This window comes from Allobosea sp. GW823-FHT02B03 (assembly GCF_058797755.1).
In genome coordinates, this window is the sequence record NZ_JBXAJY010000001.1 from 506,055 (window position 1) to 528,245 (window position 22,191).

Sequence of the window (22,191 nt, forward strand, 5' to 3'; positions counted from 1 at the left end):
ACGCCGTCAGGGAATGCCATGAACGCGCCGATCATACCTGCCCTTGCCGCACCCGGCCCTGCGCTGTCCGTGCAGCGCGTCACCGCATCCTGCGGCGTCGAGGCCTGGCTCGTCGAGGAGCACAGCCTGCCCCTGCTTGCGCTCGATTTCGCCTTCGATGGCGGCGCCAACCGCGACCCGACCGATGCCGCCGGCAGCGTCAACCTGATCTCCGGCCTGCTCGACGAGGGCGCTGGCGATCTCGACGCCGAGGCCTTCCAGGGCCGCATGGCCGATCATGCGATCAGCCTGTCCTTCGATGCCCGCCGCGACGATTTCCACGGCCAGGTGCAGACCCTGTCGCGCCATCGCGACGTCGCCTTCGAATTGCTCGGCCTCGCCGTCAACGCGCCGCGCTTCGACGCCGACGCCGTTTCGCGCGTCAAGGCGCAGGTCATCGCCGGGCTGCAGCGTCAGGCCCAGAATCCCGATACGCTCTGCCGCAACGCGCTCTTCTCCGCCGCCTTTCCCGGCCACGCCTACGGCCGGCCGGAGCGCGGCGACGTCGCCAGCGTCGGCGCCTTGCAGCCGCAGGCGCTGAAGACCCTCGCGCGCGACCTGCTGAGCCGGGGCGGACTGAAGTTCGTCGCTGTCGGCGATATCACTGCCGCCGAGCTCTCCGATCGGCTCGATGCGCTGTTCGCAGGCTTGCCGGCCGGGCAGCCGCGCGTCCTGCCCGAGGCCGCCCTGCCGATCGCCAGCCTCGGCGAAACCCGCATCGTCGATCTCGACGTGCCGCAGACCGTGCTGCGCTTCATCGGCCCCGGCCTGATGCGGCACGATCCCGATTTCTTCGCCGGCACCGTGCTGAACCACATCCTCGGCGGCTCCGCCTTTACCTCGCGCCTGTTCATGGAGGTGCGCGAGAAGCGCGGCCTCGCCTATGGCGTCTCCTCCAGCCTGATGCCTTTGCGCCAGAGCGGTTTCCTGATCGGCGGCACCTCGACCCGCAATGACCGCGTCGCCGAATCGATGACGGTCATCCGCGACGAGATCGCCAAGCTCGCCGCCGAGGGGCCGAGCGAGCATGAGGTCGAGGAAGCCAAGCGCTACATCATCGGCTCCTACCCGCTGCGCTTCGACACCTCGCCCAAGATCGCCGCCGAACTGCTCGGGCTCGCCGTCGTCGGCTTCGAGCCGGAATTCCTGGCCGAGCGCAACCGGCACTTCGCCGAGGTGACGCTCGCCGATGTCCGGCGCGTCGCGGCGCGGCTCTTCGGCGAGGGGCGCCTGCTGGTCCAGGCCGTCGGCCGCCCGGTCGGGCTCGCCTGAGCCGGGAGCGCTTCCGCGTTTTGCTGAATCGCGGAAATGCTCCAGCCCTTTGTCTTGTCGCATTTTCTTGACGCGAACTGGTGTCCACTTCGCTCGAAAATGCTCTAGCCTTCCTTCCTCCAGCCGTCCGGATCAGCTCCATGCTCCAGCAAAGCCTCGACCTCGCGCTCGTCTCCGGTGTCGGCGAAGGCGGCATTCCCGACGCCGCCTTCGACCAGGCCGTGGCTGATCTCGCTCCCGCTCTGGCGCGGCTCGCGGGGGAGGCCAAGACCTTGCCGCTGCTCGGCATGCCCGCCGAGACCTCCGATCTCGAACCGGTGCGCATGGCGGCCGCGCGCCTGCGCGACGGCGCCAGCGACATCCTCGTGCTCGGCACCGGCGGCTCCAGCCTCGGCGGCCAGACCCTGGCGCAGCTCACCGGCTATGGTACCGCTGGCCTCTCCGCCTTCCTGCCGGAGCCGCGCGTCCACTTCATCGACAATCTCGACCCGCTGACCTTCGCCGCGCTGCTGAAGACGCTGCCGCTGAAGACGACCAAGTTCGTCTCGATCTCGAAGTCCGGCGGCACCGGCGAGACCCTGCTGCAGACCATCGCCGCGATCACCGCCCTGCGCGGCGCCGGCGTCGCCGAGGACAAGATCGGCTGGCATTTTCAGGGCCTGTCCGAGCCGGCAAAGCCCGGCAAGCTGCACGCGTTGCGGGCGTTGCTCGAGCCGTTCGGCGTGCCCTTCCTCGAACACCATACCGGCGTCGGCGGGCGCTATTCGGTGCTGACCAATTGCGGCCTGCTGCCGGCGGCGGTGCTCGGCCTCGACATCGTCGCGCTGCGCCAGGGCGCCGCCAAGGCACTCGCCCCGGTGCTCGCCGGCAAGGGCGTCAAGGAGACCCCGGCGGCGCTCGGCGCCGCGCTCAACCTCGCGGCGATGCGTAACGGCAAGAACATCGCCGTGCTGATGCCCTATGCCGACAAGCTCGCTTTGCTGACCCGCTGGTGGATGCAGCTCTGGGCCGAGAGCCTCGGCAAGGACGGACAGGGCACCCAGCCGGTCGGGGCGCTCGGTCCGGTCGACCAGCATTCGCAGCAGCAGCTCTATCTCGCCGGTCCCAAGGACAGGCTCTTCACCGTGCTGACCGTCGCCAACAAGGGCAAGGGCCCGGCGATCGACGCGGCCTTGGCCAAGCAGATCGGCGAGGGCGATTTCGCGGACAAGACGATCGGCGACCTCGTCGCGGCGCAGGGTCTCGCCATGATCGACACCTTCGCCAAGAACGGCAGGGCGGTGCGCAAGCTCCATGTCGATGTGGTCGACGAGGCGAGCCATGGCGAGATCCTGATGCATTTCATGCTGGAGACGATCCTCACCGGCTACGCCATGGGCGTCGATCCGTTCGACCAGCCGGCGGTCGAAGAGGCGAAGATTCTCGCCAAGCGCTATCTTGCCGAAGGGCGCGGCTGAGCGAATCGGCCGGGCCGCTGGTTTCACCCACGACGTCATCCCGGGCGAAGCGCAGACCCGGGATCCATCATAGGGCGCGGTGCTCTGCGATGGATCCCGGCGCAAGGTCGGGATGACGCGATCTGAAGCTCGCGTCGAGCTTCAACGCTATTCCAGAACGTGCCCATGACCGTCCGCCGCCTAGACCCCGTCCTCGTCGACCGCATCGCCGCCGGCGAGGTGATCGAGCGGCCGGCGGCCGCCGCGAAGGAGCTGGTCGAGAATGCCCTCGACGCCGGTGCCCGCTCGATCGCGGTAACCATCGCCGCCGGTGGGCGCGAACTGATCCGCGTCGTCGACGACGGCGCCGGCATGACGCCGGAAGACCTCGCGCTCTCGGTCGAGCGTCACGCCACCTCCAAGCTTCCCGATGGCGACCTCTTCGCCATCCGCTCGCTCGGCTTCCGCGGCGAGGCCCTGCCGTCGATCGGTTCGGTGGCGCGGCTCTCGATCACGACGCGCCGGCGCGACGCGGCGCAGGGCGTGGGCCTGGTGGTCGAGGCGGGCGTCAAGGGGCCGGTGCGTCCCGCTGCAGCAGCCCTCGGCACCCGCATCGAGGTCAGCGACCTCTTCATCTTCACCCCGGCGCGGCTGAAATTCCTGAAGAGCGACCGTGCCGAGGCGCAGGCCGTCTCGGACATGCTGCGTCGCCTTGCCATCGCCCATCCCGAGGTACGCTTCTCGCTCGAGGGCGAGCATGTCAGCGCCTTCGACTGGCCGGCCGAGCCGATCGGCGAGGAGGGGCGCCTACGCCGTCTCGGCCGGGCGCTCGGGCGCGACTTCCCCGAGAATGCGCTGCCCGTCGAGGCCGAGCGCGAGGGCGTCAGGCTCTCGGGCTTCGCCGGCCTGCCGACCTTCCATCGCGGCACCTCGGCCGGGGTGCACATGGCAGTGAACGGGCGCCCGGTGCGCGACAAGCTGCTGCTCTCGGCAGTACGCGGTGCCTATGCCGACGTCGTCCCCTCCGACCGGCACCCGGTGCTCTATCTCGACGTGCTCTGCGATCCGTCTCTGGTCGACGTCAACGTCCACCCCGCCAAGAGCGAGGTGCGCTTCCGCGATCCGGCGCTGGTGCGCGGCCTCGTCGTCTCCAGCCTCAAGGCGGCGCTGGCGAGTGCCGGCCACCGCGCGACCTCGACCGGTGGCGCCCGCACGCTCGAAGCCTTCCGCGCCGTTTTCTCTGGCGGCGGAGCGGGCGGTGGCGCAGGTTCGATCCAGCGGCCGAGCTTCGGCAGCGTTGCCGACTGGCGCCTGCCCGAGCCGGTTGCGCGGGCGGAACCGCTCCAGTCGGGCTTTTCCGATTTTGCCATGCCCTCGGCCGATGCCCGCGCCCATCTCGCCGAGCCGGCGCAGGACGCGCTGGACCGGCCGCTTGGTGCCGCCCGCGCCCAGGTTCACGGCACCTATCTCATCGCCCAGACCCGGGACGGCATGGTCATCGTCGACCAGCACGCCGCCCATGAGCGGTTGGTCTATGAGCGCCTCAAGGCCGAACGGGAGAAGAGCGGCATCGCCCGCCAGCCCCTGCTGCTGCCGGAGGTGGTCGAACTCGACCCGGTCGACGCCGACCGGCTGAACGCGGCGGCCCCCGATCTCGCCTCGCTCGGCCTCGTCATCGAGAGCTTCGGCCCCGGCGCCGTGCTGGTGCGCGAGGCGCCGGCCGCCATCGCCGGCGGCAATCTCCAGGGCATCGTCCGCGACGTCGCCGACACGCTGGCCGAGCATGGCGATGCCGGCTCGCTGGAACGGCGGCTCGACCATGTGCTGGCGACCATGGCCTGCCACAATTCGGTTCGGGCCGGGCGCCGCCTGCGGCCGGAGGAGATGGACGCGCTGCTGCGCGAGATGGAGGCGACGCCGAATTCCGGCCAGTGCAATCACGGCCGCCCGACCTATGTCGAACTCAAGCTCGCCGATATCGAGAAGCTGTTCGGGAGAAGGTAGGGACGACGACCACGCTAGGTCGGCTTGTAGAATCCGCTGTCGAGGCTATCGAGAGCCATGCTGGCGTCTGCTGCCTGTGGGTACCATTTCGAGTCGGCAATAGTCTGAAGCTCGCGACGGGCGGCCAGATAGTCGATCGTAAGCGTGGCATGAGCGGCCGTAAGGCGTACTTGCATGTTGGAGTGGCCGAATAACTTCATGAGAACTCGTCGTTGGTCCCCGGGGCGTGATTTCAATTCGTCCTGGACGGCCTGGATTTTGTCGTACCGACGGTTGAAGGCAGCAATCTCATCACGTTCCAAAGCGTCGTATTGCTCGATGCACAGCTTCTCAAAGAGACCGGTGAGTTCGGCTGCGGAAAGCTTGGACAGGAGGGAGGACCTCATTTCAGCACTCCGAATCGTCTCAGTGCATAATGGCCCAAGCATCCGTCATTGCGAGGAGCGCAGCGACGAAGCAATCCAGGAGGGCGTAGAGCGCTGCCGCTTTTGTGGCCTCGCTACGCTCGCAATGGCGGATATTGAGGCTCTGGGCCAGCGAAGCCGAAAGGTTGAGCATGCGCGAACCGGCCGTTTACATCATGGCAAATCGGCGCAACGGAACGCTCTACGTCGGCGTGACTCGAATTTGGCCGAGCGTGTCTGGCAGCACCGCGGAGGCCTGACGCCGGGCTTCACCAAACGATATGGCTGCAACATTCTGGTTTGGCATGAACGTCACGAGCGCATGGCGGAGGCCATCGGACGGGAGAAGCAGATCAAGGGCGGTTCGCGTGCGAAGAAGCTGGCACTGATCGAGGCGACGAACCCGAACTGGCGCGATCTTTACGAGGACTTGACCGGCTGACACCGATCGTCATTGCGAGCGAAGCGAAGCAATCCGCAACCTGGAGCTCTGCCGCCCCTGGATTGCTTCGTCGCTTCGCTCCTCGCAATGACGGCGAGGTTCACACTGCCCGCAGGAACCGCACCTGCGTCTCGCCATAGTCGCGGCGGTCGAGCTCCTCGAAGCCCTCGGGCAGGGCGATCTCCGCACCGGCTGCTTCCTCGAAGAGCACCAGCGCGTCCTTGGCGAGCCAGCCGCCTTCGCGCGCCGAGGCGAGGGCCCTCTCGCCCAGCCCCTTGCGATAGGGCGGGTCGCAGAAAACGAGGTCGAAGGGGGGCATCGCGCTGATCGGCCCGAGCTTCGTCGCGTCGCGCCGGAAGATCCGGCTGACCCCGGCGAGGCCGAAATTCATCTGGTTCTCGCGGATCAGCCCGCGCGCCTCCGCCCCGTCATCGACTAGGAGGGCGAAGGCGGCGCCGCGCGACAAAGCCTCGAAGGCCATCGCGCCGGTGCCGGCGAACAGGTCGAGCACCCGCGCGCCGGCGACGGCGTCGTCATAGCCATGCGCCAGCACGTTGAAGAGCGATTCCCGCAGCCTGTCCGAAGTCGGGCGGATCGCGCCGATCCCCGGCTTCGGGCTGGCAAGGGGTCGCCCGCCGAAGCGGCCGCCGACGATCCGCATCAGATCGCCACGTGTCGGATGGGCATGATGTCATCCGAAAACCGGTTCCCATTTTTCGGCATCATGCCCGCCTCAGCCACGCCGGTCGCGGCCGCCACCGCCGGAACGCGGCGGGCCACCCTTGCCGCCGCCGGGGCGGGGGCCTCGGCCGCCGGGCCTGTCGCCGGAGGGCCTGTCACCGAACGACTTTCCGCCGGAGGGCTTGCCGCCGAAGGATCTGCCGCCGCCCGATCTCTCACCGAACGGCTTTCCGCCGGAGGGTTTGCCACCGAAGGATCGGCCGCCGCCCGGCTTGTCGCCCGAGGGCTTGCCGCGGAACGGGCGCTCGGAGCCTGCCTCGTCGCCACCGGCGCGCGGCGGGCGCTTGCCGCGCGGCGGCGCGTCGGCCCAGTCACCGCTGCCCTTCCAGGGGGAATCGCCGCTGCGATCCGGGCCGTACGCCTCCTGTGGCGCGCGGGAGGGTCGCTCGCCACGTGGCGCGCGCGGCTTCAGCCCGGTCTCCCGCGGCTGCTCCGCCGGGGCGGCAGCGCGGACGCGCTCGACCTTGACGCGGCGGCCGCTCGGATCCTCGATCGCCTTGTCACGGACGCGAACGACCGTGCCGCTCGCCTCGCGGGCCTGGCGCTCCTCCTTCGGATCGGCGCCGCGGCGCGGCGCGGCGCGACGCTCGCGCTGCGGCTGCGCCTCCTCGTCGCGCCAGACCGTGCGCTTCCACGGCTTGTCGCTGCGGTCGTCCTGCGAGGGCGTGCGCTGGACGATGGGCATGCCATCGGCATCCTCGCGCGGGCGGCGGCGCGGCCGGTCGTCGCCGGCCGGAGCGCGGCCGCGAACGGGGCGTTCCTCCTGCCGCATCTCGTCGCGGCGCGGCGCCTCGAAATCGACGCCGGCCTTCGCCATCAGCTCGGTGCCGAGCTGGTCCTTCAGCACCTTGGAGCGGATCTCGTCCGCCTCGCCCTCGGCGAGGTCGCCGAGCTGGAACGGACCGAAGGAGATCCGGATCAGCCGGTTCACCTGCAGGCCGATATGCTCGAGCAGGTTCTTGACCTCGCGGTTCTTGCCCTCGCGCAGATCGACGATCAGCCAGGTATTGGCGCCCTGCTCGCGCTCGAAACGGGCGGTGACCGGGCCATAGTTGACGCCGTCGATGGTGACGCCGTCCTTGAGCGTGTCCAGCCGCTCCTGCGTGACATGGCCGAAGGCGCGCACGCGATAGCGTCTGAGCCAGCCGGTTTCCGGCAGCTCCAGCATGCGTGCGAGGCCGCCATCATTGGTCAGCAGCAGCAGGCCTTCGGTGTTGATGTCGAGCCGGCCGATCGAGAGCACGCGCGGCAGGTCCTCCGGCAGCGCGTCGAACACGGTCGGCCGCCCCTCCGGGTCGTGATTGGTCGTCACGAGGCCGCGCGGCTTGTGATAGAGCCAGACCCGGGTGCGCTCGCGCGCCGGCAGCGGCTCGCCGTCGATCAGCACGACATCGGCAGGGCCGACATCGAGCGCCGGGCTCTCGATCACCTGGCCGTTCACGGTGACGCGGCCCTCGGCGATGATCGCCTCGCAATCGCGGCGCGAGGCGACGCCGGCGCGCGCCATCACCTTGGCGATGCGCTCGGGCTCGATCGTCGGCAGAATGGTCGGAGAGACCGCCTCGGCGATGTCGGCGGCGCTGCGATGGGCCCGGTCGGGCCGCCCACGGAACGGCTTGTCGCCGCGCGGCGCGTCGAAGCGCTTGGCGCCGAACCCCTTGGCGCCGAAGCTCTTGCCTGCCGGCCTCTCGCCACGCGGACGCTCGGCACCTTCGCGCGGCGGCCGGCCGGCGAAGCGATCCTCGCCGCCGCGCTCACGGAACGGGCGCTCGCTGCCCTCGCGGGGCGGGCGCGAGCCGGCATCGCGGCCGGGACGCTCGAAACGAGCCGGTCTGTCGCCGCGGGGCCTGTCGCCTTCGCGCGGAGGGCCGCTGGAGAAACGCTCCTCGCCGCTGCGCTCACGGAAGGGGCGCTCACCGCCTTCACGGGGCGGGCGCTCGCCGCTCGGACGCTCGCGAAACGGCTTCTTCTCGAAGGGCTTCTTCTCGAAGCGCTTGGCGGGGCGCTCGCCTTCGAAACGGCGCTCGGCGCCCTCGGCCGGGGCACGCCGCGGCCGGTCGTCGCCCTCGCGCGAACGGAAGGGCGGCTTGCCGGCGCCGCGGCCTGGCGGCCTGCCGCCGCGCGGGCCGCCATCGCGTCCGCCGCCGTGTCCACCGCTTCCGCCCTTGCGCGGGCCGCGGTTTTTCTGGTTGTTGTCGTCGCTCATAATGGCTCCAAGAGCAGTCCCGTCGTCGGCCGCGATGGGGTTCGCAGGGGCCGCGAGGCAAGCCGTCTCCAAATTGGGTCGTAGCCGGCGCTTGTAGCAGGGCCGGCGGCGCGCCGCGAGCGGCAATGATGAGGGTTCGATGACATCTGTCGACGCAGGGCGCATCGAGCCCATGTCCCAGACGTCCATGTCCGAGACGTCCGCCGCGCCGATGGCGCTTGCCATGGCGCAGGCGCGCGCCGCGGCCCTGCGCGGCGAGGTTCCGGTGGGTGCGGTGGTAGTGCGGGACGGAAAGGTGCTCGCCAGCGCCGGCAACCGCACGCTGGAGCTGAAGGACCCGAGCGCCCATGCCGAGATGCTGGCGATCCGCATGGCCTGCCAGGAGATCGGTTCCGAGCGGCTGATCGATTGCGACCTCTATGTCACGCTCGAACCCTGTCCGATGTGCGCGGCTGCGATCTCCTTCGCCAGGCTGCGCCGGCTCTATTTCGCCGCCTATGATCCCAAGGGCGGCGCGGTCGAGAACGGCGTTCGGCTCTATTCCAGCCCGACCTGCCATCATCAGCCCGAGGTCTATGGCGGATTGAGCGAGAGCGAGGCCGCCGCCTTGCTGCGCGACTTCTTCAAGGAAAGGCGCTGATGCCGCTGCCTGGCGAAACTGTCGATATCCGCGCCACGACGGCTGCGGACCACGATGCCATCGCTGCCCTCAACCGTGCGGCCTTCGGCGGCGAGGATGAGGTCGGCATCATCGAGCGCCTGCGCGGGGACGATCTCGTCGCCGTCGAACTGGTCGCGGTTCGGGCTGGGGCGATCGTCGGCCATATCCTGCTGAGCGAGTTGCCGACGACCATGGACGGACGGCCGGTCAGCGCGCTAGCGCTGGCGCCGATGGCCGTCCTGCCCGGCCAGCAGAAGCGGGGCATTGGAGGACGCCTGATCGAGGCGGCCTTGGACGAGGGGCGCCGCCTTGGATATGCGGCGGTGATCGTGCTCGGCCATCCCGACTATTACCCGCGCTTCGGCTTCTCGGCGGCGCTGGCGAGCAAGCTGGCTTCGCCTTTCGCTGGCGAGGCCTTCATGGCGCTCGAACTGGCTCCGGACGCGCTCGCGGGGGAGGCGGGCAGCGTGACCTATCCGCCGGCTTTCGGCCTCTGAATGCCCGCCCCGAGACGTGGGCCCCGAGCCTATCATCGTGGCGAGCGCCTGTTATCCTGACCGTATGAGTGAATTGGTCGATGAGACGCCGCTAGCCGGTGGCGAGCGAACTACGGTGTTTCGGCGCGCGAACTGCGTCATCCGCGAGGCGGGTCCGTGGTCGGCATCAGTCCTTGCGCTGCTACGGCATCTGGAGGAGGTCGGCTTCGAAGGGGCGCCGCGCCTGGTCGGCAGCGGCTTCGACGAGCGGGGCCGCGAGGTCCTGACCTATGTCGAGGGCGAGATCATCAACCCCACGCCCTGGTCGGACGAGGGGATGCATGAGCTGGGCGGCCTGATGCGGCGCTTGCACGAGGCGACGGCGAGTTTTCGCCCGACGGCCGCGATGACCTGGCGACCCTGGTTCGGCCGCGACATCGGTACGCCGGACATCGTCGGCCATTGCGATGCCGCGCCGTGGAACGTCGTGTCCAGGCAGGGCAGGCCGGTGGCCTTGATCGACTGGGAGGCCGCAGGGCCGGTCGACCGGCTGACGGAGCTCGCCATGGTCGCTTGGAACAACGCCCAGCTCTATGACGATGATGTTGCGGAGATGAATGGGCTGACGGAAGCCGGGAAGCGCTTGCGTCAGGTCCGGATTTTTTGCGACGGCTACGAGCTCGCCGCTGCCGAGCGGGAACGGCTCGCCTATCGGATCCTCGAATTCGCGGCGGCGAGCACTGCGAACGAGGTGGTCGAGCAAGGGATAACACCCGAAACCGAGCATCTGCCGCGCGCCTGGGGGATCGCCTGGCAGGCACGCAGCGTCGCGTGGCTGTTTCGCCATCGCTGGCAGCTCGAGGCGACCCTGCGTTGAGGCTGACGGGCGGTCACAGCGCCCGCAACACGAGATAGCAACCCAGCGCCAGCAGCCCGGCGAAGAAGCAGAGCTTGAAGGTCGCGGCCGAGATCCGCTGCCGGATCGCCTGGCCGACGCCCATTCCCGCCAGCGCCGGCAGCAGCGCCAGCAGCGAGGCGCCGGCGATGGTCCAGTCGAGCGCGCCGGCGCCGACCAGCCCGAAGGCGAGAGCGACCGTCGAGACGATGAAGGAGAGGCCCAGCGCCTGCACCAGCTCCTCCTTCTCGAAGCCGAGCGCCTGCAGATAGGGCACTGCGGGCAGCACGAAGACCCCGGTCGCCGCGGTTGAGACGCCGGTCAGCACGCCGACGACCGGCCCGAGCCAGGCTTCGTGAGCGGCTGGCACCCGCAGCTTCGCCGCCTTCAGCCCGACCAGCGCATAGAGCACGAGCGCAACCCCGAGCCAGAGCGTCGCCGAGCCGTCCTTGGCTTTTTCCAGCAGGCCGGCGCCGGCCCAGGTGCCGAGGCAGGTGCCGGCGAGCATCGGCCAGAGTCGAAGCGCGATCGCCTTGAGCTTTGGCCCGGAAAGCTGCCAGCTATTGGTCACCAGATTGGGGATCACCAGCAGCGCCGCCGCCTGCGCCGGAGCCATCACCACGCCGAGAATACCGACCGCGATGGTCGGCAGGCCGAGCCCGATCACGCCCTTGACGAAGCCGGCGACCACGAAGGTCGCGGCGATGAAGAGGAGAAGCGTCGTCTGGTCCATGGTTCGGCCGGCCCTTCAAGTCGGTTGCCATCAACCGCTTGTGGCAGTCCTGCCGGACGCTGTCTCGCTCTGACACTACGGTCATCACCGTAGTGTCGTCGCTTGCCTGCGGCTCCGTGCGGGTGATGATGTGCGAGCAAGGGGAGGCTCTACCCATGGCCATCAACGGACCCTATCTCGCGGAGATCGCGCATCTGATCGGCGATCCCGCCCGCGCCAACATGCTGCACGCGCTGATGGATGGTCGTGCGCTCACCGCCAAGGAGCTCGCCTTCCTCGCCGGCGTCGCGCCGCAGACGGCAAGCGGCCATCTTTCCAAGCTGCTGCAGGGCGGCCTGCTCGGCGTCGCCGTGCAGGGGCGTCACCGCTATTACCGTCTCGCTGGGCCGGATGTCGCCGCGACCCTGGAAGGGCTGATGGTGCTTTCCAGCGGCCAGCCGACCAGTCGGCGCCTGCCGTCGCGCGTCGGGGCCGATCTCGCCGAGGCGCGGACCTGCTATGACCACTTCGCCGGCCGGCTCGGTATCGCCATCCACGACGCGCTGGTCGCTGGTGGGCATCTCTCGGTTTCGGAAGGTGGCTATGGCCTGACCCGTTCCGGCGTCGCGATCTTCGCCGGGCTCGGCATCGACCTTGCCGCCGCGCAGAAGAGCCGCCGTGCGCCCATGCGTCCCTGCCTCGACTGGAGCGAGCGCCGCCCGCATCTCGCCGGCTCGCTCGCGGCCGCGCTCGCCTGCCGCTGCTTCGAGGCCGGCTGGGTGCGGCGGATCAAGGACAGCCGCGCCGTGCAATTGACCGATGCCGGGCGCGAGGCGCTGGAGGCAGGCCTGCCCGGCTTTCGCTGCGATGCGCCGGAGCAGCCTACGCCCGCTGTTCGAGCGCCTGCGACAGCTTGCGCTTGACCTCCTCCTTCACCGGCGCGGCGGCGTCGAGGATGGCCTGCGTCTTGAAGAAGTCGAGTGCGCCGAAACCGTCGCCGCCGGCGCGGATCAGGATATCGGGCGGCTGGCGCTCGACCATGCGCTGGACGAGGGCGCGGGTCAGGATCTGTGAGACGCCGACGAGGGCTTCGAGCGGCTCGGGCACGCGGCTGTCGCTGACCATGGCCGGCGCGCTGGTGTCGATGGCGAGCACGATGCGGTGCGGGGCGAGCAGCCGGTCATAGGGCAGGGGATTGACCGCCCCGCCATCGATCAGCACCCGCCCGCCGATCGTCACCGGCCGGATCAGCCCGGGGATCGCCAGCGAGGCGGCGACCGCCGGCGTCAGCGGGCCGTTGCCGAGCACGACCTCTTCATGCAGGTGGTAGTCGGTCGCGACCGAGAGGAAGGGGATGCCGAGCTCCTCGAAGCGGTCCGGCACCTTTTCCGGCCAGAACAGGTCGAGCAGGCGCTCGCCATCGAGCAGCACCGGATTGCCGAAGCCGCGCCAGAGATCGGCGAACTTGCCGACCCGCGCATCGAGCAGCCGGGTGACCACCTTTGCGCGGTCGCGGAAGGTCTTCTCGACATGCTCGCGCAGCTCACCGCCCGAGAGGCCCGCGGCATAAGCTGCGCCGATGATCGCGCCCATCGAGGAGCCGGCGATCAAAGCGGGCCTGATCCCGAGCTCGTCGAGCGCTTCGAGCACAGGAATATGGCTGAGCCCGCGCGCCCCTCCGGAGCCCAGCACCAGAACCAGTTCCGGCGGGCTCGCCGGGGCGGGAGAAGGCGAGGCGGTCATGCCGCGGGCCGGGCAAGGAACGGCTTCAGGGCCGCCAGGGTCGCCTGCGGGTTTTCCTCAGGCAGGAAGTGGCCGCTGGCGATGGCCTGGCCCTCGGCCTGGGGCGCGAAGGTCTGCCGCCAGATCTCGAGCGGGCTTGCGCCCTTGGCCGGAATGCCGCCATCGCCCCACAGCGCCAGCACCGGGCAGAGGATCTTTTTGCCGGCCGCAAGGTCGGCCTTGTCCTGGGCGAGATCGGTGGTGGCGCCGGCGCGGTAATCCTCGCAGGCGGCGTGAATGCGCGAGGGATCGTTGAAGGATTCCGTATAGGAGGCGAGCGCCAGCGGATGGAAGGCTTTCAGCTCCTTGGCCCGTGTCCAGCTCGCGATCGTATGGTCGAGCCAGCCGGCCGGATCGCCCTTGATCAGGTTTTCCGGCACCGGCTCGGGCTGCGCCAGGAAGGTCCAGTGATAGACCTGCATGGCGCGCGCTGCGTTCATGCCCTCCCACATCGAGAGCGTCGGCAGGATGTCGAGCAAGGCGAGCCGCTCGACCCGGCCGGGATGATCGAGTGCCAGACGGTAGGCGACGCGGGCGCCGCGATCATGGCCGATGACGACGCAGCGGACATGGCCGAGCGCGTCCATCACCGCGACGATGTCCTCGCCCATGCCCCGCTTGGAGTAGAGCGCCGTGCCACCGTCGCCACGCGGCGCGGCCGACCAACCATAGCCGCGCAGGTCCGGGCAGATCACGGTGTGGCTCTTCGCCAGTTCCGGCGCGATCATGTGCCATTCGGCGTGGGTCTGCGGGAAGCCGTGGATCAGCACCAGCGGCGGGCCTTCGCCGCCGACGCGGACGAAGATCTTGCCGACCGGGCCGTTGATCCAGTGCGAGGTGAAGCCGGGGAAGAGCGAGTCGATATTGGTCATGGCGCGTCCTCCGCAGGCCCGGCAGCCGAGAGCATTCGGCCGTCACAGCCTATCTAGGCCGCGTACCCGGTTCTGTCAGCCTTCGCGCTCGCGCTTCACCGCCTGCCAGCCGATGTCGCGGCGGCAGAAGCCGCCCGGCCAGTCGATCAGGTCGACCGCCGCATAGGCCTTCGCCTGCGCCTCGCTGACGCTCTTGCCGAGGGCGACGACATTGAGCACGCGTCCGCCATTGGCGACGAGCTTGCCTTCCTTGCTCTGCGTGCCGGCGTGGAAGATCAGCACGCCGTCCTGCGCCGCCGCCTTCTCGACGCCGGCGATGACGCTGCCCTTCTCCGGCGTGCCGGGATAGCCCTTCGCCGCCAGCACGACGGTCAACGCCGCTTCCTCCGACCAGCGCAGATCGAAAGCACCGAGCACGCCGTCGCAGGCGGCGAGCAGGGCCGGCACGATGTCGCTCTTCAGACGCGGCATCAGCACCTCGCATTCGGGGTCGCCGAAGCGGACATTGTATTCGATCAGCTTCGGCCCCTCCGCCGTGATCATCAGCCCGGCGAAGAGCACGCCCTTGAAAGGTGAGCCGCGCCGCGCCATGCCGGCGAGCGTCGGCCGGATGATCTCGGCCATGACGCGCGCTTCCATCGCCTTCGTCATCACCGGGGCCGGCGAATAGGCGCCCATCCCGCCGGTATTCGGGCCGGTGTCCCCGTCGCCTACGCGCTTGTGGTCCTGCGCCGAGGCGAGGGCCAGCGCATGCGCGCCGTCGCAAAGCGCAAAGAAGCTCGCTTCCTCGCCGATCATCCATTCCTCTATGACGATCTCCTCGCCGGCGGTGCCGAGCCCGCCCGAGAACATCATCGCGATCGCATCATTAGCCTGCTCGACGGTCTCGGCCATCACCACGCCCTTGCCGGCGGCGAGCCCGTCCGCCTTGATCACCAGGGGCGCACCATGCTTCGCCACATAGGCTCTGGCGGCGTCGGGATCGTCGAAGCGGGCGAAAGCTGCCGTCGGGATGCCGAACTCGGCGCAGAGCTCCTTGGTGAAGGCCTTCGAGCCTTCGAGCTGGGCCGCGGCCTTCGACGGGCCGAAGGCCTTGATGCCGGCCGCCGCGAGATCGTCGACGATGCCCTCGACCAGCGGGCCTTCCGGCCCGACCACGACGAGGCCGATCCTCTGCAGCTTGCAGAAATTGGCGACCGCCTCGTGATCGGCGATGTCGATCACGACGTTCTCGCCGCATTCGGCCGTGCCGGGATTGCCGGGCGCGATGAAGAGCTTGTCGCAGAGCGGCGAGGCCGAGATCGCCCAGGCCAGGGCATGCTCGCGTCCGCCCGAGCCGATCAGAAGGATGTTCATTGCGCCGTCTCCGCTCTGTCGCGTCACCCACAGCCCTCATCCTGAGGAGCGCCGTCAGGCGCGTCTCGAAGGATGGTTCCAGAGCGCGCTGGAAGCATCCTTCGAGACGCCGCTTCGCGGCTCCTCAGGATGAGGGCTCGTTGGATGCTGACCTCGCATGGCGCAATAACCCTCGCGGACCGACGGGGCAACGCTTCAGCTATCGCGCTCGCGTCGGTAAGGTCCGCGCCATGGACAACGAATCGCCTCAGCCTGCCGGCAATGCCCCCGAATGGTCGGTCTCCGACCTCTCCGGCGCGCTCAAACGCACGCTGGAGGACGCTTTCGGCTTCGTGCGCGTGCGCGGCGAGATTTCGGGCTATCGCGGTCCGGTCTCCTCCGGCCATGTCTATTTCTCGCTGAAGGACGTCAACGCCAAGATCGACGCGGTGATCTGGAAGGGCGTCTTCGGCCGGCTGAAGACCCGGCCGCAGGAGGGGCTCGAGGTGATCGCTACCGGCAAGATCACCACCTTTGCCGGCAAGTCGAGCTACCAGATCGTCATCGACTCGCTGGAGCCGGCCGGCGTCGGCGCGCTGATGGCGCTGCTCGAGGAGCGCCGCAAGAAGCTCGCCGCCGAGGGCCTGTTCGACGAAGGCCGCAAGCAGCTCATCCCCTATCTGCCGGGAACGATCGGCGTCGTCACCTCGCCGACCGGGGCCGTCATCCGCGACATCCTGCACCGGCTGGAGGAGCGCTTTCCGCGTCGCGTGCTGGTCTGGCCGGTACGCGTCCAGGGCGAGACCAGCGCCGCCGAGGTCGCCAACGCCATCAGCGGCTTCAACGCGCTGCCGCAGGGCGGTCGCATCCCGCGCCCGGACGTGATCATCGTCGCGCGCGGCGGCGGCTCGCTCGAGGATCTGATGGGCTTCAACGAGGAGGCGGTGGTGCGCGCCGCGGCCGCCTCGCTGATCCCGCTGGTTTCCGCCGTCGGCCACGAGACCGACTGGACGCTGATCGACCACGCCGCCGATCTGCGCGCCCCGACCCCGACCGGCGCGGCCGAGAAGGTCGTGCCGGTGCGGGCCGAATTGCTGGCGCAGGTCACCGACCTGTCGCGCCGCCATGCGGGCGCGACCTTGCGCCTGTTCGATCGACGCCGCAGCGATCTGCGTGCGCTCGGACGCGCCTTGCCGACGCCCGAGAGCCTGCTCGCCGGCCCACGTCAGCGGCTCGATCTTGCGGCTGCCCGGCTTGGTCCCGCGCTGGCGCGCAATGCCCGCGCTTATGAACAGCGGCTCGCCCAGCTCGATCGCCGCCTGCACGTACAGTCACCGGCGGCGCGACTGGCGACGCTAGCGGTGAAGCTCGACAGCCTGGGCGGACGGCTCGTCCTCGCCCGCGGCAATGTCGTGCTCCGGCAGCGCGAGCGTATCGCCCGTGCCAACGACCGGCTGGAGGCAGTCGCCGCGAGGGCGCAGGCCGCTTTCGCGCGCCTCGTCCAGCGTCGGCGCGACCGGCTCGACGGCCTGTGGACGCTCGCCGCCTCCCTCGGCCCACAGGCCGTGCTGGCGCGCGGCTATGCGCTGGTGCGCGACGAGAACGGCGTGCTGCTGCGGCAGGCGTCGGCGGCGCGGCCGGGCATGGCTCTGCAGGTCACGCTCGCTGATGGCAGCTTCGGCGCCGTCGTGCCGGGCGGCGCGACCCCGCGTCCGGCGCCGCGCAAGACCGTGGCGCCCGGCGGGCAGGGGGATCTCTTCTGAAGCAGCGTCGACGCGCGACCGTTCAGGCAGCGTTCAGCAAGCGCCGGCTAACCGCAGGGTATCGACGGTTGGGGGTGCCTGATGCGGATTCGGATCCGGACGGCCTATGCCTGCGCCTTGGCGATGCTTTCCCTGCCGGGCCTTGCGCTTGCGCCGGCGAAGGCCTCTGAGTTCGTCTGCAGGCCGACCTCGCTCATCACCACCGCCACTACCCCGGATTTCACTGCGCTTTGGCGCAAGGGTGACGGGCCGCTGCGTCTCCTCGCGATCGGCTCCTCCTCGACCGAAGGCGTCGGCGCCAGCGCCAAGGACCGGACGTATCCGGCGCGGCTCGCCGCGCTGCTGCGCCAGGGGCTCTCGGGCCGGGCGGTCGAGATCGTCAATGCCGGGATCGGTGGCGAGATCGCGCCGCAGACCCTGCAGCGGCTGAAGAAGGCGCTGGCCGAGACGCGCTATGATCTGGTGATCTGGCAGGTCGGCACCAATGATGCCGTCACCGGCGGCGATCTCCAGGCTTTCCGCGCGCTCATCGCCGACGGGATCGCGGCGGCCCGCCAGTCGCAGACCCGCCTCGCCATCCTCGACCCGCAATTCTATCCCGGGATCAAGGAGACGGCGCGCTACCGTGCCTATGTCGACGCGATCGCCGAGATCGCCCGCGCCAATGGCGTTCCGGTCCTGTCGCGCTTCGCGGCGATGTCCGGCTGGTATCAGCGCGATGCGGAGGGCTTCATGGCGGCGCTCGCCGGTGACCGTTTCCACATGAGCGATGCCGGCTACTCCTGCCTCGCGCAGGATATCGCCCGTTCGCTGCTCGAACGGGCGCCCGGCGTGACGCTCGCCTCGACCGCGCACTGAAAGCCCGCTCCGGAGCAGCCGCTCCGGAAGCGCGAGCGATCGCTCATTTCCCTGCCAGGAATTCCTTGACGCGCCGGATCGCGTCTTCGCGTGCCGCCGGGTCGGTGCCGACCGTCGCCTTGCCGGTACCCGTCGCCGAATAGGCGATGTCGTCGCGCTGCTTCATATCGAGGCGCGGATGGTCGAAATCATGCACGGCGCCCTCGTAGACCACGAGATTAACCGACTCGCCGCGGGCGCGGGCGGCCTTCGCCAGATAGTCGCAGGGCGCCGGCGGGGTCCAGTCGTCGGCTGACCCCATCAGGATCAGCACGGGCAGGCGCGCGGCGAAGCTGCGCGATTCCAACTGCGTGCGGCAGCCGGGGTAAAAGGCGACGGCGCGCTTGAAATCCAGTTGCTTGTCGGCCGGGCTCCGGTCGGAGCGGACCGCGGCGAGGATGGTCGAGCCGCCGCCGGACCAGCCGAGCAGCGAGATCGCGTCGGCGCGCACATCAGGCCGGGCCTGCAGCCAGTGCCGCGCGGCGACCGCGTCGATCACCCGCTCGCGGCTCGCCCGCACGGTCAGTTCCTTGACGCCGCATTGCGAGCCGAGGCCGCGCGAGCCATAGCTGTCCGGCATCAGCACCATGAACCCGGCGGCGGCGAGCCGCTCGCCCCAGTCGCTATGGCGGGTGGAGAGCTTGTCCTTGTCGCGCCAGAGGCCGCCGCAGCCATGCAGCGCCACCACGGCTGGGAAAGGGCCCGGTCCCTGCGGCCGGTAGAGCACTGCATTGAGCTGGACATCGTCGAGCGCGATACGCACGCGCTCATAACCCCCGGCCCCTGCGGCGGCGGCAAGGCAGGGCAGCAGCCCTGCCGCGAGGAGCAGGATACGGACCAGACTGGACATCATCGGCCGGAACGTTAACACAAGAGCGCCATGATCAGGCAATTTATTCATACACTTGTCTCTGCGCCCCGTGGCAATGCCCGCGGCGGTGCCCGTCGCATCACCGCAGACCGGATTCGTCATGAACATCAATGAGCGCCTGCCGTCCGCCGGCTCCGAGGCCCTGCTCGACTACGGTCATGGCGAATTTCGTGTCGTCCGCCCCGGCGCCTTCGTGCGTTGCGCGGTCACGGGAGCGCCGATCCGGCTCGAGGATCTGCGCTACTGGTCGGTCGAGTGGCAGGAAGCCTATGTTTCGCCGGAAGCGGTGCAGCTAAGGGTGCGCCGCGGCGGCCGCCCCTGAGCCGGACAGCGCCTGCAGCAGCAGCGCCGCGAGCGCGTTCTCGTCCTCGAAGCCGAGCCTGACCGGAACCGCGAGCAGGCGTTCGCGCTCGTCGGCCGGCCAGAGCGGCTCCAGCTTGACCATATCCTTCTCGGTGACAGCGACGACGCAGCCCTGCGCCTTCGCGTCCGCGATCAGCGCAGCGACATCGCTCGCGGCATAGGGGTGGTGGTCGCCATAGCGGCGCTCGCCAACGATGCTCGCGCCGTTCTCGCGCAGGGTCGCCGCGAACTTCTCCGGTCGGCCGATCCCTGAGGCGGCGAGGACCGAAAGCCCCGCGAGGCGGGCCCGAACCTCCGGCACGACCGAAAGCGCAGCGCGCAGCACCGGGCGGCCTGCCGACCGAGCTTTCCTCGCCACGATCTCTCCCGGCTCGCCGGCTCCGATCACGATGACCGCATCGGTTTCCCCGAGCTGCCCTTCGATCGGCGCCCGGAGGGGCCCGGCCGGAAGGCAGAAGCCGTTGCCGATGCCGGCGGCGCCATCAACGACGGCCAGCCGCAGGTCCTTGCCCAGCGAAGGGTTCTGCAGCCCGTCATCCATCACGATCAGGCTGGCGCCCTGCGCGCGTGCCAGGGCCGCGCCGGCGGGCCGATCGCGGGCGACGATCACCGGGACATGGCCGGCCATCAGCAGGGGCTCGTCGCCGATCTCGGCCGCGCCGTGGCGCGCAGGCTCGACCCGCAGGGGACCGGCTTCGCGTCCGCCATAGCCGCGCGACAGCACGAATGGCTTTTCGCCGATGGCGGCGAGGCGCTCCGCCAGCGCGAGGACGGTCGGCGTCTTGCCGGCACCGCCGGCGACGAAATTGCCGACGCAGATCACCGGTATGCCGGCATCGGCGCCGGGGCGGCGCATGCGCGAGAGCGTGGCGGCGCCGTAGAGAGCGCCGAGAGGTTGCAGCAGCCGGGCGGGGACGGCCGGTGGCGTCAGCCACCAGAAGCCCGGCGCCGACATCATGGTGCCGTCTCGCGCTGGCCGAGCGCGACGCGCATCAGCAAGGGCTCGAGCGCCTGCACGGTGCGCTCCAGCGCACCGCCGAGCTGGGTGCTGGTCTGGGCGGCGGCGCGGGCCGCCTGGCGGGCCGCCGCCGGGTCGCTCAGCCAGCGATGCACGGCGCCGGCGAGCTCCTGCCGGTCGGCGACCTGGCGGGCGCCGCCGCCGGCGTCGAAGGCGGCGAAGAGGTCAGCGGATTTGTGGACCAGCGGCCCATGCAGCAGGGCGCAGCCGAGCTTGGCCGGCTCGATCGGGTTGTGGCCGCCGATCGGGGCGAGCGAGCCGCCGATGAAGGCGACCGGCGCCAGCCGGTAGAACAGGCCGAGATCGCCGAGCGTGTCGGCGACATAAAGCTCGACATCGCGCTCCGGCAATTGTCCGAGCGAGCGCCGCGCGCTGACGACGCCGTTCGCCTGGACCAGCGCTTCGACCTCCTCGCCGCGCTCTGGATGGCGCGGTGCGATGATGGTCAGGAGCTTCGGCAGATGCGCCTTGATCCCGAGATGGGCGGCGAGCACGTCCTCTTCCTCGCCAGGATGGGTCGAGGCGGCGACCCAGACGGGGCGCCCTGCCATCAAGCCGTCTAGTAGAGCAAGCGTGTTGGGATCGGCCGGCGGCGCCGGCACGTCGAATTTCAGGTTGCCGGCGATGCTGACGCGCGGGGCGCCGAGCTGGGCGAGGCGCTGCCCGTCCTCCTGCGACTGGGCGAGGCAGCGCTCGAAGCCGGAGAGCAGATAGCGCGAGGTCTTCGGGAACTTGTACCAGCGCTGGAAGGAGCGCTCGGACATGCGGGCATTGACCTGGACCAGCGGAATGCCGCGCTTCCCGGCCTCGATCATCAGGTTCGGCCAGATCTCGGATTCGCAGACCAGGCCGAGGTCCGGGCGCCAATAGTCGAGGAAGCGGCGCATATAGCGTGGCACGTCGAGCGGCAGGTACTGATGGATCGCGCCGGCCGGCAGGCGCTGTTCGAGCAGCCGTGCCGAGGTCACCGTGCCGGAGGTGACGAGCACCGCGAGGCCCCGGCGCTGCAGGCGCTCGACAAGCGGCAGCAGGGTCACGGTCTCGCCGACGCTGGCGCCATGCAGCCAGACCAGGGTCTTGTCGGGCCGGTCGACGCTCGGATAGCCGCGCCGCTCGGCGATGCGCGCCGGATCTTCCTTGCCGCGGCGTCGGCGCCAGAGCAGGAGGCCGAAAGCAGCCGGTTCGAGCAGCGCCGTCAGCGTGCGATAGGTGCTGATGATCAGGCTGCGGCCGATCATGGTGTCGCTGCCTTCGCCGCTGCCGTGGCAGCGTCCTTGGCGGCTGCGGCTTCGCGGAGGCCGGCGCCCGGGTCGCGCGCGCCGATCAGCGCATAGGCGCGCTCATGCGCGGCATCGAGCCCGGCCTGGACCGCGAGCCTCGCCGCCTCGCAGGTCGCCTCGTCGGCATCGCGCGCCACGGTAACGGCTTCGCCGACGACAATGGCGCCACGGCCGAAGGGCAGCCCGATCGAGGCCCGGTCCCAACTGTTGAAATCGATGCGCCGGCTGGTCACCACGGCGATCGGGTAGATCGGGCGGCCCGACGCCCGCGCCAGCGCGACGATGCCGGCGCCGCACACCCGGGCGCGCTTGGGGATGTCGGCGGTCAGCACCATGGTCTCGCCGGCCGCGAGCCGGCGCATCATCGCGAGGAAGGCCGGCGCGCCGCCTTTTTCCCGGACCTTCTTGCCCATCGCCCCGGAGCCGCGGATCGCGCCGATGCCGAGCTCGCGCAGCGCGACCGCGTTGAAGCCGCCATCGCCATGGCGCGAGACCAGCGAGCAGGCCGGCATCCAGTCCGGCCGCGCGAACGGGATCATGATGTGCTGGCCATGCCACATGGCGATGATCAGCGGCAGCTCCGGGCGCACGCGCTCGTAAATGTCCTGGGGCTCGACGACGAAACGGTTCGTCCGGCGCACCAGGCGCAGATACCAGGCCAGGCTGCGCCCGAGCGCCTCCTGTGCAAATCGCGTCTTGAGCAGCGAGAAACCCATCGAACG

General features: G+C 69.9%; 21 protein-coding genes and 1 pseudogene. 11 read left to right on the top strand and 11 right to left on the bottom strand.

Features of this window, described 5'->3' with window-relative positions; all coding sequences use genetic code 11:
* Positions 1 to 18 precede the first annotated feature (18 nt).
* The 3 genes from AC1REK_RS02315 (at position 19) to mutL (ending at position 4,751) form a co-directional block, all read left to right on the top strand.
* On the top strand, positions 19 to 1,311 hold the full coding sequence (locus AC1REK_RS02315; protein ID WP_492267326.1) for a M16 family metallopeptidase: 1,293 nt from the start codon (positions 19 to 21) through the stop codon (positions 1,309 to 1,311).
* A gap of 140 nt (positions 1,312 to 1,451) precedes the next feature.
* On the top strand, positions 1,452 to 2,768 hold the full coding sequence (locus AC1REK_RS02320; protein ID WP_492267325.1) for a phosphoglucose isomerase-related protein: 1,317 nt from the start codon (positions 1,452 to 1,454) through the stop codon (positions 2,766 to 2,768).
* Between the two features lie 165 nt (positions 2,769 to 2,933).
* Positions 2,934 to 4,751, top strand: coding sequence for a DNA mismatch repair endonuclease MutL (gene mutL, locus AC1REK_RS02325; protein ID WP_492267324.1), 1,818 nt, complete (start codon positions 2,934 to 2,936; stop codon positions 4,749 to 4,751).
* Between the two features lie 14 nt (positions 4,752 to 4,765).
* On the opposite strand, the gene AC1REK_RS02330 is transcribed toward mutL, so the two are convergent.
* Positions 4,766 to 5,137, bottom strand: coding sequence for a DUF2019 domain-containing protein (locus AC1REK_RS02330; RefSeq protein ID WP_492267323.1), 372 nt, complete (start codon positions 5,135 to 5,137; stop codon positions 4,766 to 4,768).
* A 170-nt stretch (positions 5,138 to 5,307) separates the two neighbouring features.
* On the opposite strand from AC1REK_RS02330, the pseudogene AC1REK_RS02335 reads away from it, so the two are divergent.
* Positions 5,308 to 5,597 (top strand): annotated as a pseudogene (locus tag AC1REK_RS02335) (GIY-YIG nuclease family protein).
* A 100-nt stretch (positions 5,598 to 5,697) separates the two neighbouring features.
* Here the strand turns inward: AC1REK_RS02335 and rsmD are convergent.
* Entirely contained in the window at positions 5,698 to 6,258 is a 561-nt protein-coding gene (rsmD, locus tag AC1REK_RS02340) for a 16S rRNA (guanine(966)-N(2))-methyltransferase RsmD (protein WP_316021700.1), read from the bottom strand.
* 72 nt (positions 6,259 to 6,330) lie between these two features.
* On the bottom strand, positions 6,331 to 8,544 hold the full coding sequence (locus AC1REK_RS02345; RefSeq protein ID WP_492267322.1) for a pseudouridine synthase: 2,214 nt from the start codon (positions 8,542 to 8,544) through the stop codon (positions 6,331 to 6,333).
* Between the two features lie 187 nt (positions 8,545 to 8,731).
* Between AC1REK_RS02345 and AC1REK_RS02350 the strand changes: the two genes are divergently transcribed.
* The 3 genes from AC1REK_RS02350 to AC1REK_RS02360 all read left to right on the top strand — a co-directional run bounded on the left by AC1REK_RS02350 (position 8,732) and on the right by AC1REK_RS02360 (position 10,558).
* Positions 8,732 to 9,184, top strand: coding sequence for a nucleoside deaminase (locus tag AC1REK_RS02350; protein ID WP_492267321.1), 453 nt, complete (start codon positions 8,732 to 8,734; stop codon positions 9,182 to 9,184).
* Positions 9,184 to 9,702 (top strand): GNAT family N-acetyltransferase, encoded by a 519-nt coding sequence (locus tag AC1REK_RS02355; protein WP_492267320.1) that lies wholly within the window; start codon positions 9,184 to 9,186, stop codon positions 9,700 to 9,702. Before AC1REK_RS02350 ends, AC1REK_RS02355 begins: the two co-directional genes overlap by 1 nt.
* A gap of 115 nt (positions 9,703 to 9,817) precedes the next feature.
* Complete coding sequence (locus tag AC1REK_RS02360; RefSeq protein WP_492267319.1) at positions 9,818 to 10,558, top strand: phosphotransferase; 741 nt, start codon at positions 9,818 to 9,820, stop codon at positions 10,556 to 10,558.
* Between the two features lie 13 nt (positions 10,559 to 10,571).
* Here the strand turns inward: AC1REK_RS02360 and AC1REK_RS02365 are convergent, their stop codons facing one another.
* Positions 10,572 to 11,309, bottom strand: a complete 738-nt coding sequence (locus tag AC1REK_RS02365) for a sulfite exporter TauE/SafE family protein (RefSeq protein ID WP_492267318.1) — start codon at positions 11,307 to 11,309, stop codon at positions 10,572 to 10,574.
* A gap of 155 nt (positions 11,310 to 11,464) precedes the next feature.
* Here AC1REK_RS02365 and AC1REK_RS02370 point away from each other — a divergent pair, with 155 nt between their 5' ends.
* Complete coding sequence (locus AC1REK_RS02370; RefSeq protein WP_492267317.1) at positions 11,465 to 12,211, top strand: ArsR/SmtB family transcription factor; 747 nt, start codon at positions 11,465 to 11,467, stop codon at positions 12,209 to 12,211.
* Here the strand turns inward: AC1REK_RS02370 and AC1REK_RS02375 are convergent.
* The 3 genes from AC1REK_RS02375 to purD all read right to left on the bottom strand — a co-directional run bounded on the left by AC1REK_RS02375 (position 12,171) and on the right by purD (position 15,298).
* Complete coding sequence (locus AC1REK_RS02375) at positions 12,171 to 13,031, bottom strand: patatin-like phospholipase family protein (RefSeq protein ID WP_327523288.1); 861 nt, start codon at positions 13,029 to 13,031, stop codon at positions 12,171 to 12,173. The two genes, AC1REK_RS02370 and AC1REK_RS02375, sit on opposite strands and share 41 nt — an antisense overlap.
* Positions 13,028 to 13,942, bottom strand: a complete 915-nt coding sequence (locus AC1REK_RS02380) for an alpha/beta fold hydrolase (RefSeq protein WP_492267316.1) — start codon at positions 13,940 to 13,942, stop codon at positions 13,028 to 13,030. The genes AC1REK_RS02375 and AC1REK_RS02380 overlap by 4 nt, the downstream gene beginning before the upstream one ends.
* A gap of 75 nt (positions 13,943 to 14,017) precedes the next feature.
* Entirely contained in the window at positions 14,018 to 15,298 is a 1,281-nt protein-coding gene (purD, locus tag AC1REK_RS02385) for a phosphoribosylamine--glycine ligase (RefSeq protein ID WP_492267315.1), read from the bottom strand.
* 230 nt (positions 15,299 to 15,528) lie between these two features.
* Here purD and xseA point away from each other — a divergent pair, with 230 nt between their 5' ends.
* Positions 15,529 to 17,040 (top strand): exodeoxyribonuclease VII large subunit, encoded by a 1,512-nt coding sequence (gene xseA / locus AC1REK_RS02390; protein ID WP_492267314.1) that lies wholly within the window; start codon positions 15,529 to 15,531, stop codon positions 17,038 to 17,040.
* Positions 17,041 to 17,121: 81 nt separating this feature from the next.
* Positions 17,122 to 17,898, top strand: coding sequence for an SGNH/GDSL hydrolase family protein (locus tag AC1REK_RS02395; protein WP_492267313.1), 777 nt, complete (start codon positions 17,122 to 17,124; stop codon positions 17,896 to 17,898).
* Positions 17,899 to 17,941: 43 nt separating this feature from the next.
* Here the strand turns inward: AC1REK_RS02395 and AC1REK_RS02400 are convergent, their stop codons facing one another.
* On the bottom strand, positions 17,942 to 18,790 hold the full coding sequence (locus AC1REK_RS02400; RefSeq protein WP_316020468.1) for a dienelactone hydrolase family protein: 849 nt from the start codon (positions 18,788 to 18,790) through the stop codon (positions 17,942 to 17,944).
* Between the two features lie 118 nt (positions 18,791 to 18,908).
* Here AC1REK_RS02400 and AC1REK_RS02405 point away from each other — a divergent pair, with 118 nt between their 5' ends.
* Positions 18,909 to 19,130, top strand: coding sequence for a DUF2093 domain-containing protein (locus AC1REK_RS02405; protein ID WP_066468068.1), 222 nt, complete (start codon positions 18,909 to 18,911; stop codon positions 19,128 to 19,130).
* Here AC1REK_RS02405 and lpxK read toward each other — a convergent pair.
* Genes lpxK through AC1REK_RS02420 form a run of 3 tightly spaced genes read right to left on the bottom strand, consistent with a single transcriptional unit; the run spans position 19,101 to position 22,185 of the window.
* A complete protein-coding gene (gene lpxK / locus AC1REK_RS02410) occupies positions 19,101 to 20,126 on the bottom strand; it encodes a tetraacyldisaccharide 4'-kinase (protein WP_492267669.1) in 1,026 nt (341 codons plus the stop codon). The two genes, AC1REK_RS02405 and lpxK, sit on opposite strands and share 30 nt — an antisense overlap.
* Entirely contained in the window at positions 20,126 to 21,427 is a 1,302-nt protein-coding gene (locus AC1REK_RS02415) for a 3-deoxy-D-manno-octulosonic acid transferase (RefSeq protein WP_492267312.1), read from the bottom strand. Before AC1REK_RS02415 ends, lpxK begins: the two co-directional genes overlap by 1 nt.
* Positions 21,424 to 22,185, bottom strand: a complete 762-nt coding sequence (locus AC1REK_RS02420; protein WP_492267311.1) for a lysophospholipid acyltransferase family protein — start codon at positions 22,183 to 22,185, stop codon at positions 21,424 to 21,426. The genes AC1REK_RS02415 and AC1REK_RS02420 overlap by 4 nt, the downstream gene beginning before the upstream one ends.
* Positions 22,186 to 22,191 lie beyond the last annotated feature (6 nt).

What these genes read in the sequence shown, in the direction of transcription:
- AC1REK_RS02315 (WP_492267326.1), top strand. Translation starts at nt 19, where the DNA reads ATGAACGCGCCGATCATACCTGCCCTTGCCGCACCCGGCCCTGCGCTG.
- AC1REK_RS02320 (WP_492267325.1), top strand. Translation starts at nt 1,452, where the DNA reads ATGCTCCAGCAAAGCCTCGACCTCGCGCTCGTCTCCGGTGTCGGCGAA.
- mutL (WP_492267324.1), top strand. Translation starts at nt 2,934, where the DNA reads ATGACCGTCCGCCGCCTAGACCCCGTCCTCGTCGACCGCATCGCCGCC.
- AC1REK_RS02330 (WP_492267323.1), bottom strand. Translation starts at nt 5,137, where the DNA reads ATGAGGTCCTCCCTCCTGTCCAAGCTTTCCGCAGCCGAACTCACCGGT.
- rsmD (WP_316021700.1), bottom strand. Translation starts at nt 6,258, where the DNA reads ATGCGGATCGTCGGCGGCCGCTTCGGCGGGCGACCCCTTGCCAGCCCG.
- AC1REK_RS02345 (WP_492267322.1), bottom strand. Translation starts at nt 8,544, where the DNA reads ATGAGCGACGACAACAACCAGAAAAACCGCGGCCCGCGCAAGGGCGGA.
- AC1REK_RS02350 (WP_492267321.1), top strand. Translation starts at nt 8,732, where the DNA reads ATGTCCGAGACGTCCGCCGCGCCGATGGCGCTTGCCATGGCGCAGGCG.
- AC1REK_RS02355 (WP_492267320.1), top strand. Translation starts at nt 9,184, where the DNA reads ATGCCGCTGCCTGGCGAAACTGTCGATATCCGCGCCACGACGGCTGCG.
- AC1REK_RS02365 (WP_492267318.1), bottom strand. Translation starts at nt 11,309, where the DNA reads ATGGACCAGACGACGCTTCTCCTCTTCATCGCCGCGACCTTCGTGGTC.
- AC1REK_RS02370 (WP_492267317.1), top strand. Translation starts at nt 11,465, where the DNA reads ATGGCCATCAACGGACCCTATCTCGCGGAGATCGCGCATCTGATCGGC.
- AC1REK_RS02375 (WP_327523288.1), bottom strand. Translation starts at nt 13,031, where the DNA reads ATGACCGCCTCGCCTTCTCCCGCCCCGGCGAGCCCGCCGGAACTGGTT.
- AC1REK_RS02380 (WP_492267316.1), bottom strand. Translation starts at nt 13,942, where the DNA reads ATGACCAATATCGACTCGCTCTTCCCCGGCTTCACCTCGCACTGGATC.
- purD (WP_492267315.1), bottom strand. Translation starts at nt 15,298, where the DNA reads ATGAACATCCTTCTGATCGGCTCGGGCGGACGCGAGCATGCCCTGGCC.
- xseA (WP_492267314.1), top strand. Translation starts at nt 15,529, where the DNA reads ATGGACAACGAATCGCCTCAGCCTGCCGGCAATGCCCCCGAATGGTCG.
- AC1REK_RS02395 (WP_492267313.1), top strand. Translation starts at nt 17,122, where the DNA reads ATGCGGATTCGGATCCGGACGGCCTATGCCTGCGCCTTGGCGATGCTT.
- AC1REK_RS02400 (WP_316020468.1), bottom strand. Translation starts at nt 18,790, where the DNA reads ATGATGTCCAGTCTGGTCCGTATCCTGCTCCTCGCGGCAGGGCTGCTG.
- AC1REK_RS02405 (WP_066468068.1), top strand. Translation starts at nt 18,909, where the DNA reads ATGAACATCAATGAGCGCCTGCCGTCCGCCGGCTCCGAGGCCCTGCTC.
- lpxK (WP_492267669.1), bottom strand. Translation starts at nt 20,126, where the DNA reads ATGTCGGCGCCGGGCTTCTGGTGGCTGACGCCACCGGCCGTCCCCGCC.
- AC1REK_RS02415 (WP_492267312.1), bottom strand. Translation starts at nt 21,427, where the DNA reads ATGATCGGCCGCAGCCTGATCATCAGCACCTATCGCACGCTGACGGCG.
- AC1REK_RS02420 (WP_492267311.1), bottom strand. Translation starts at nt 22,185, where the DNA reads ATGGGTTTCTCGCTGCTCAAGACGCGATTTGCACAGGAGGCGCTCGGG.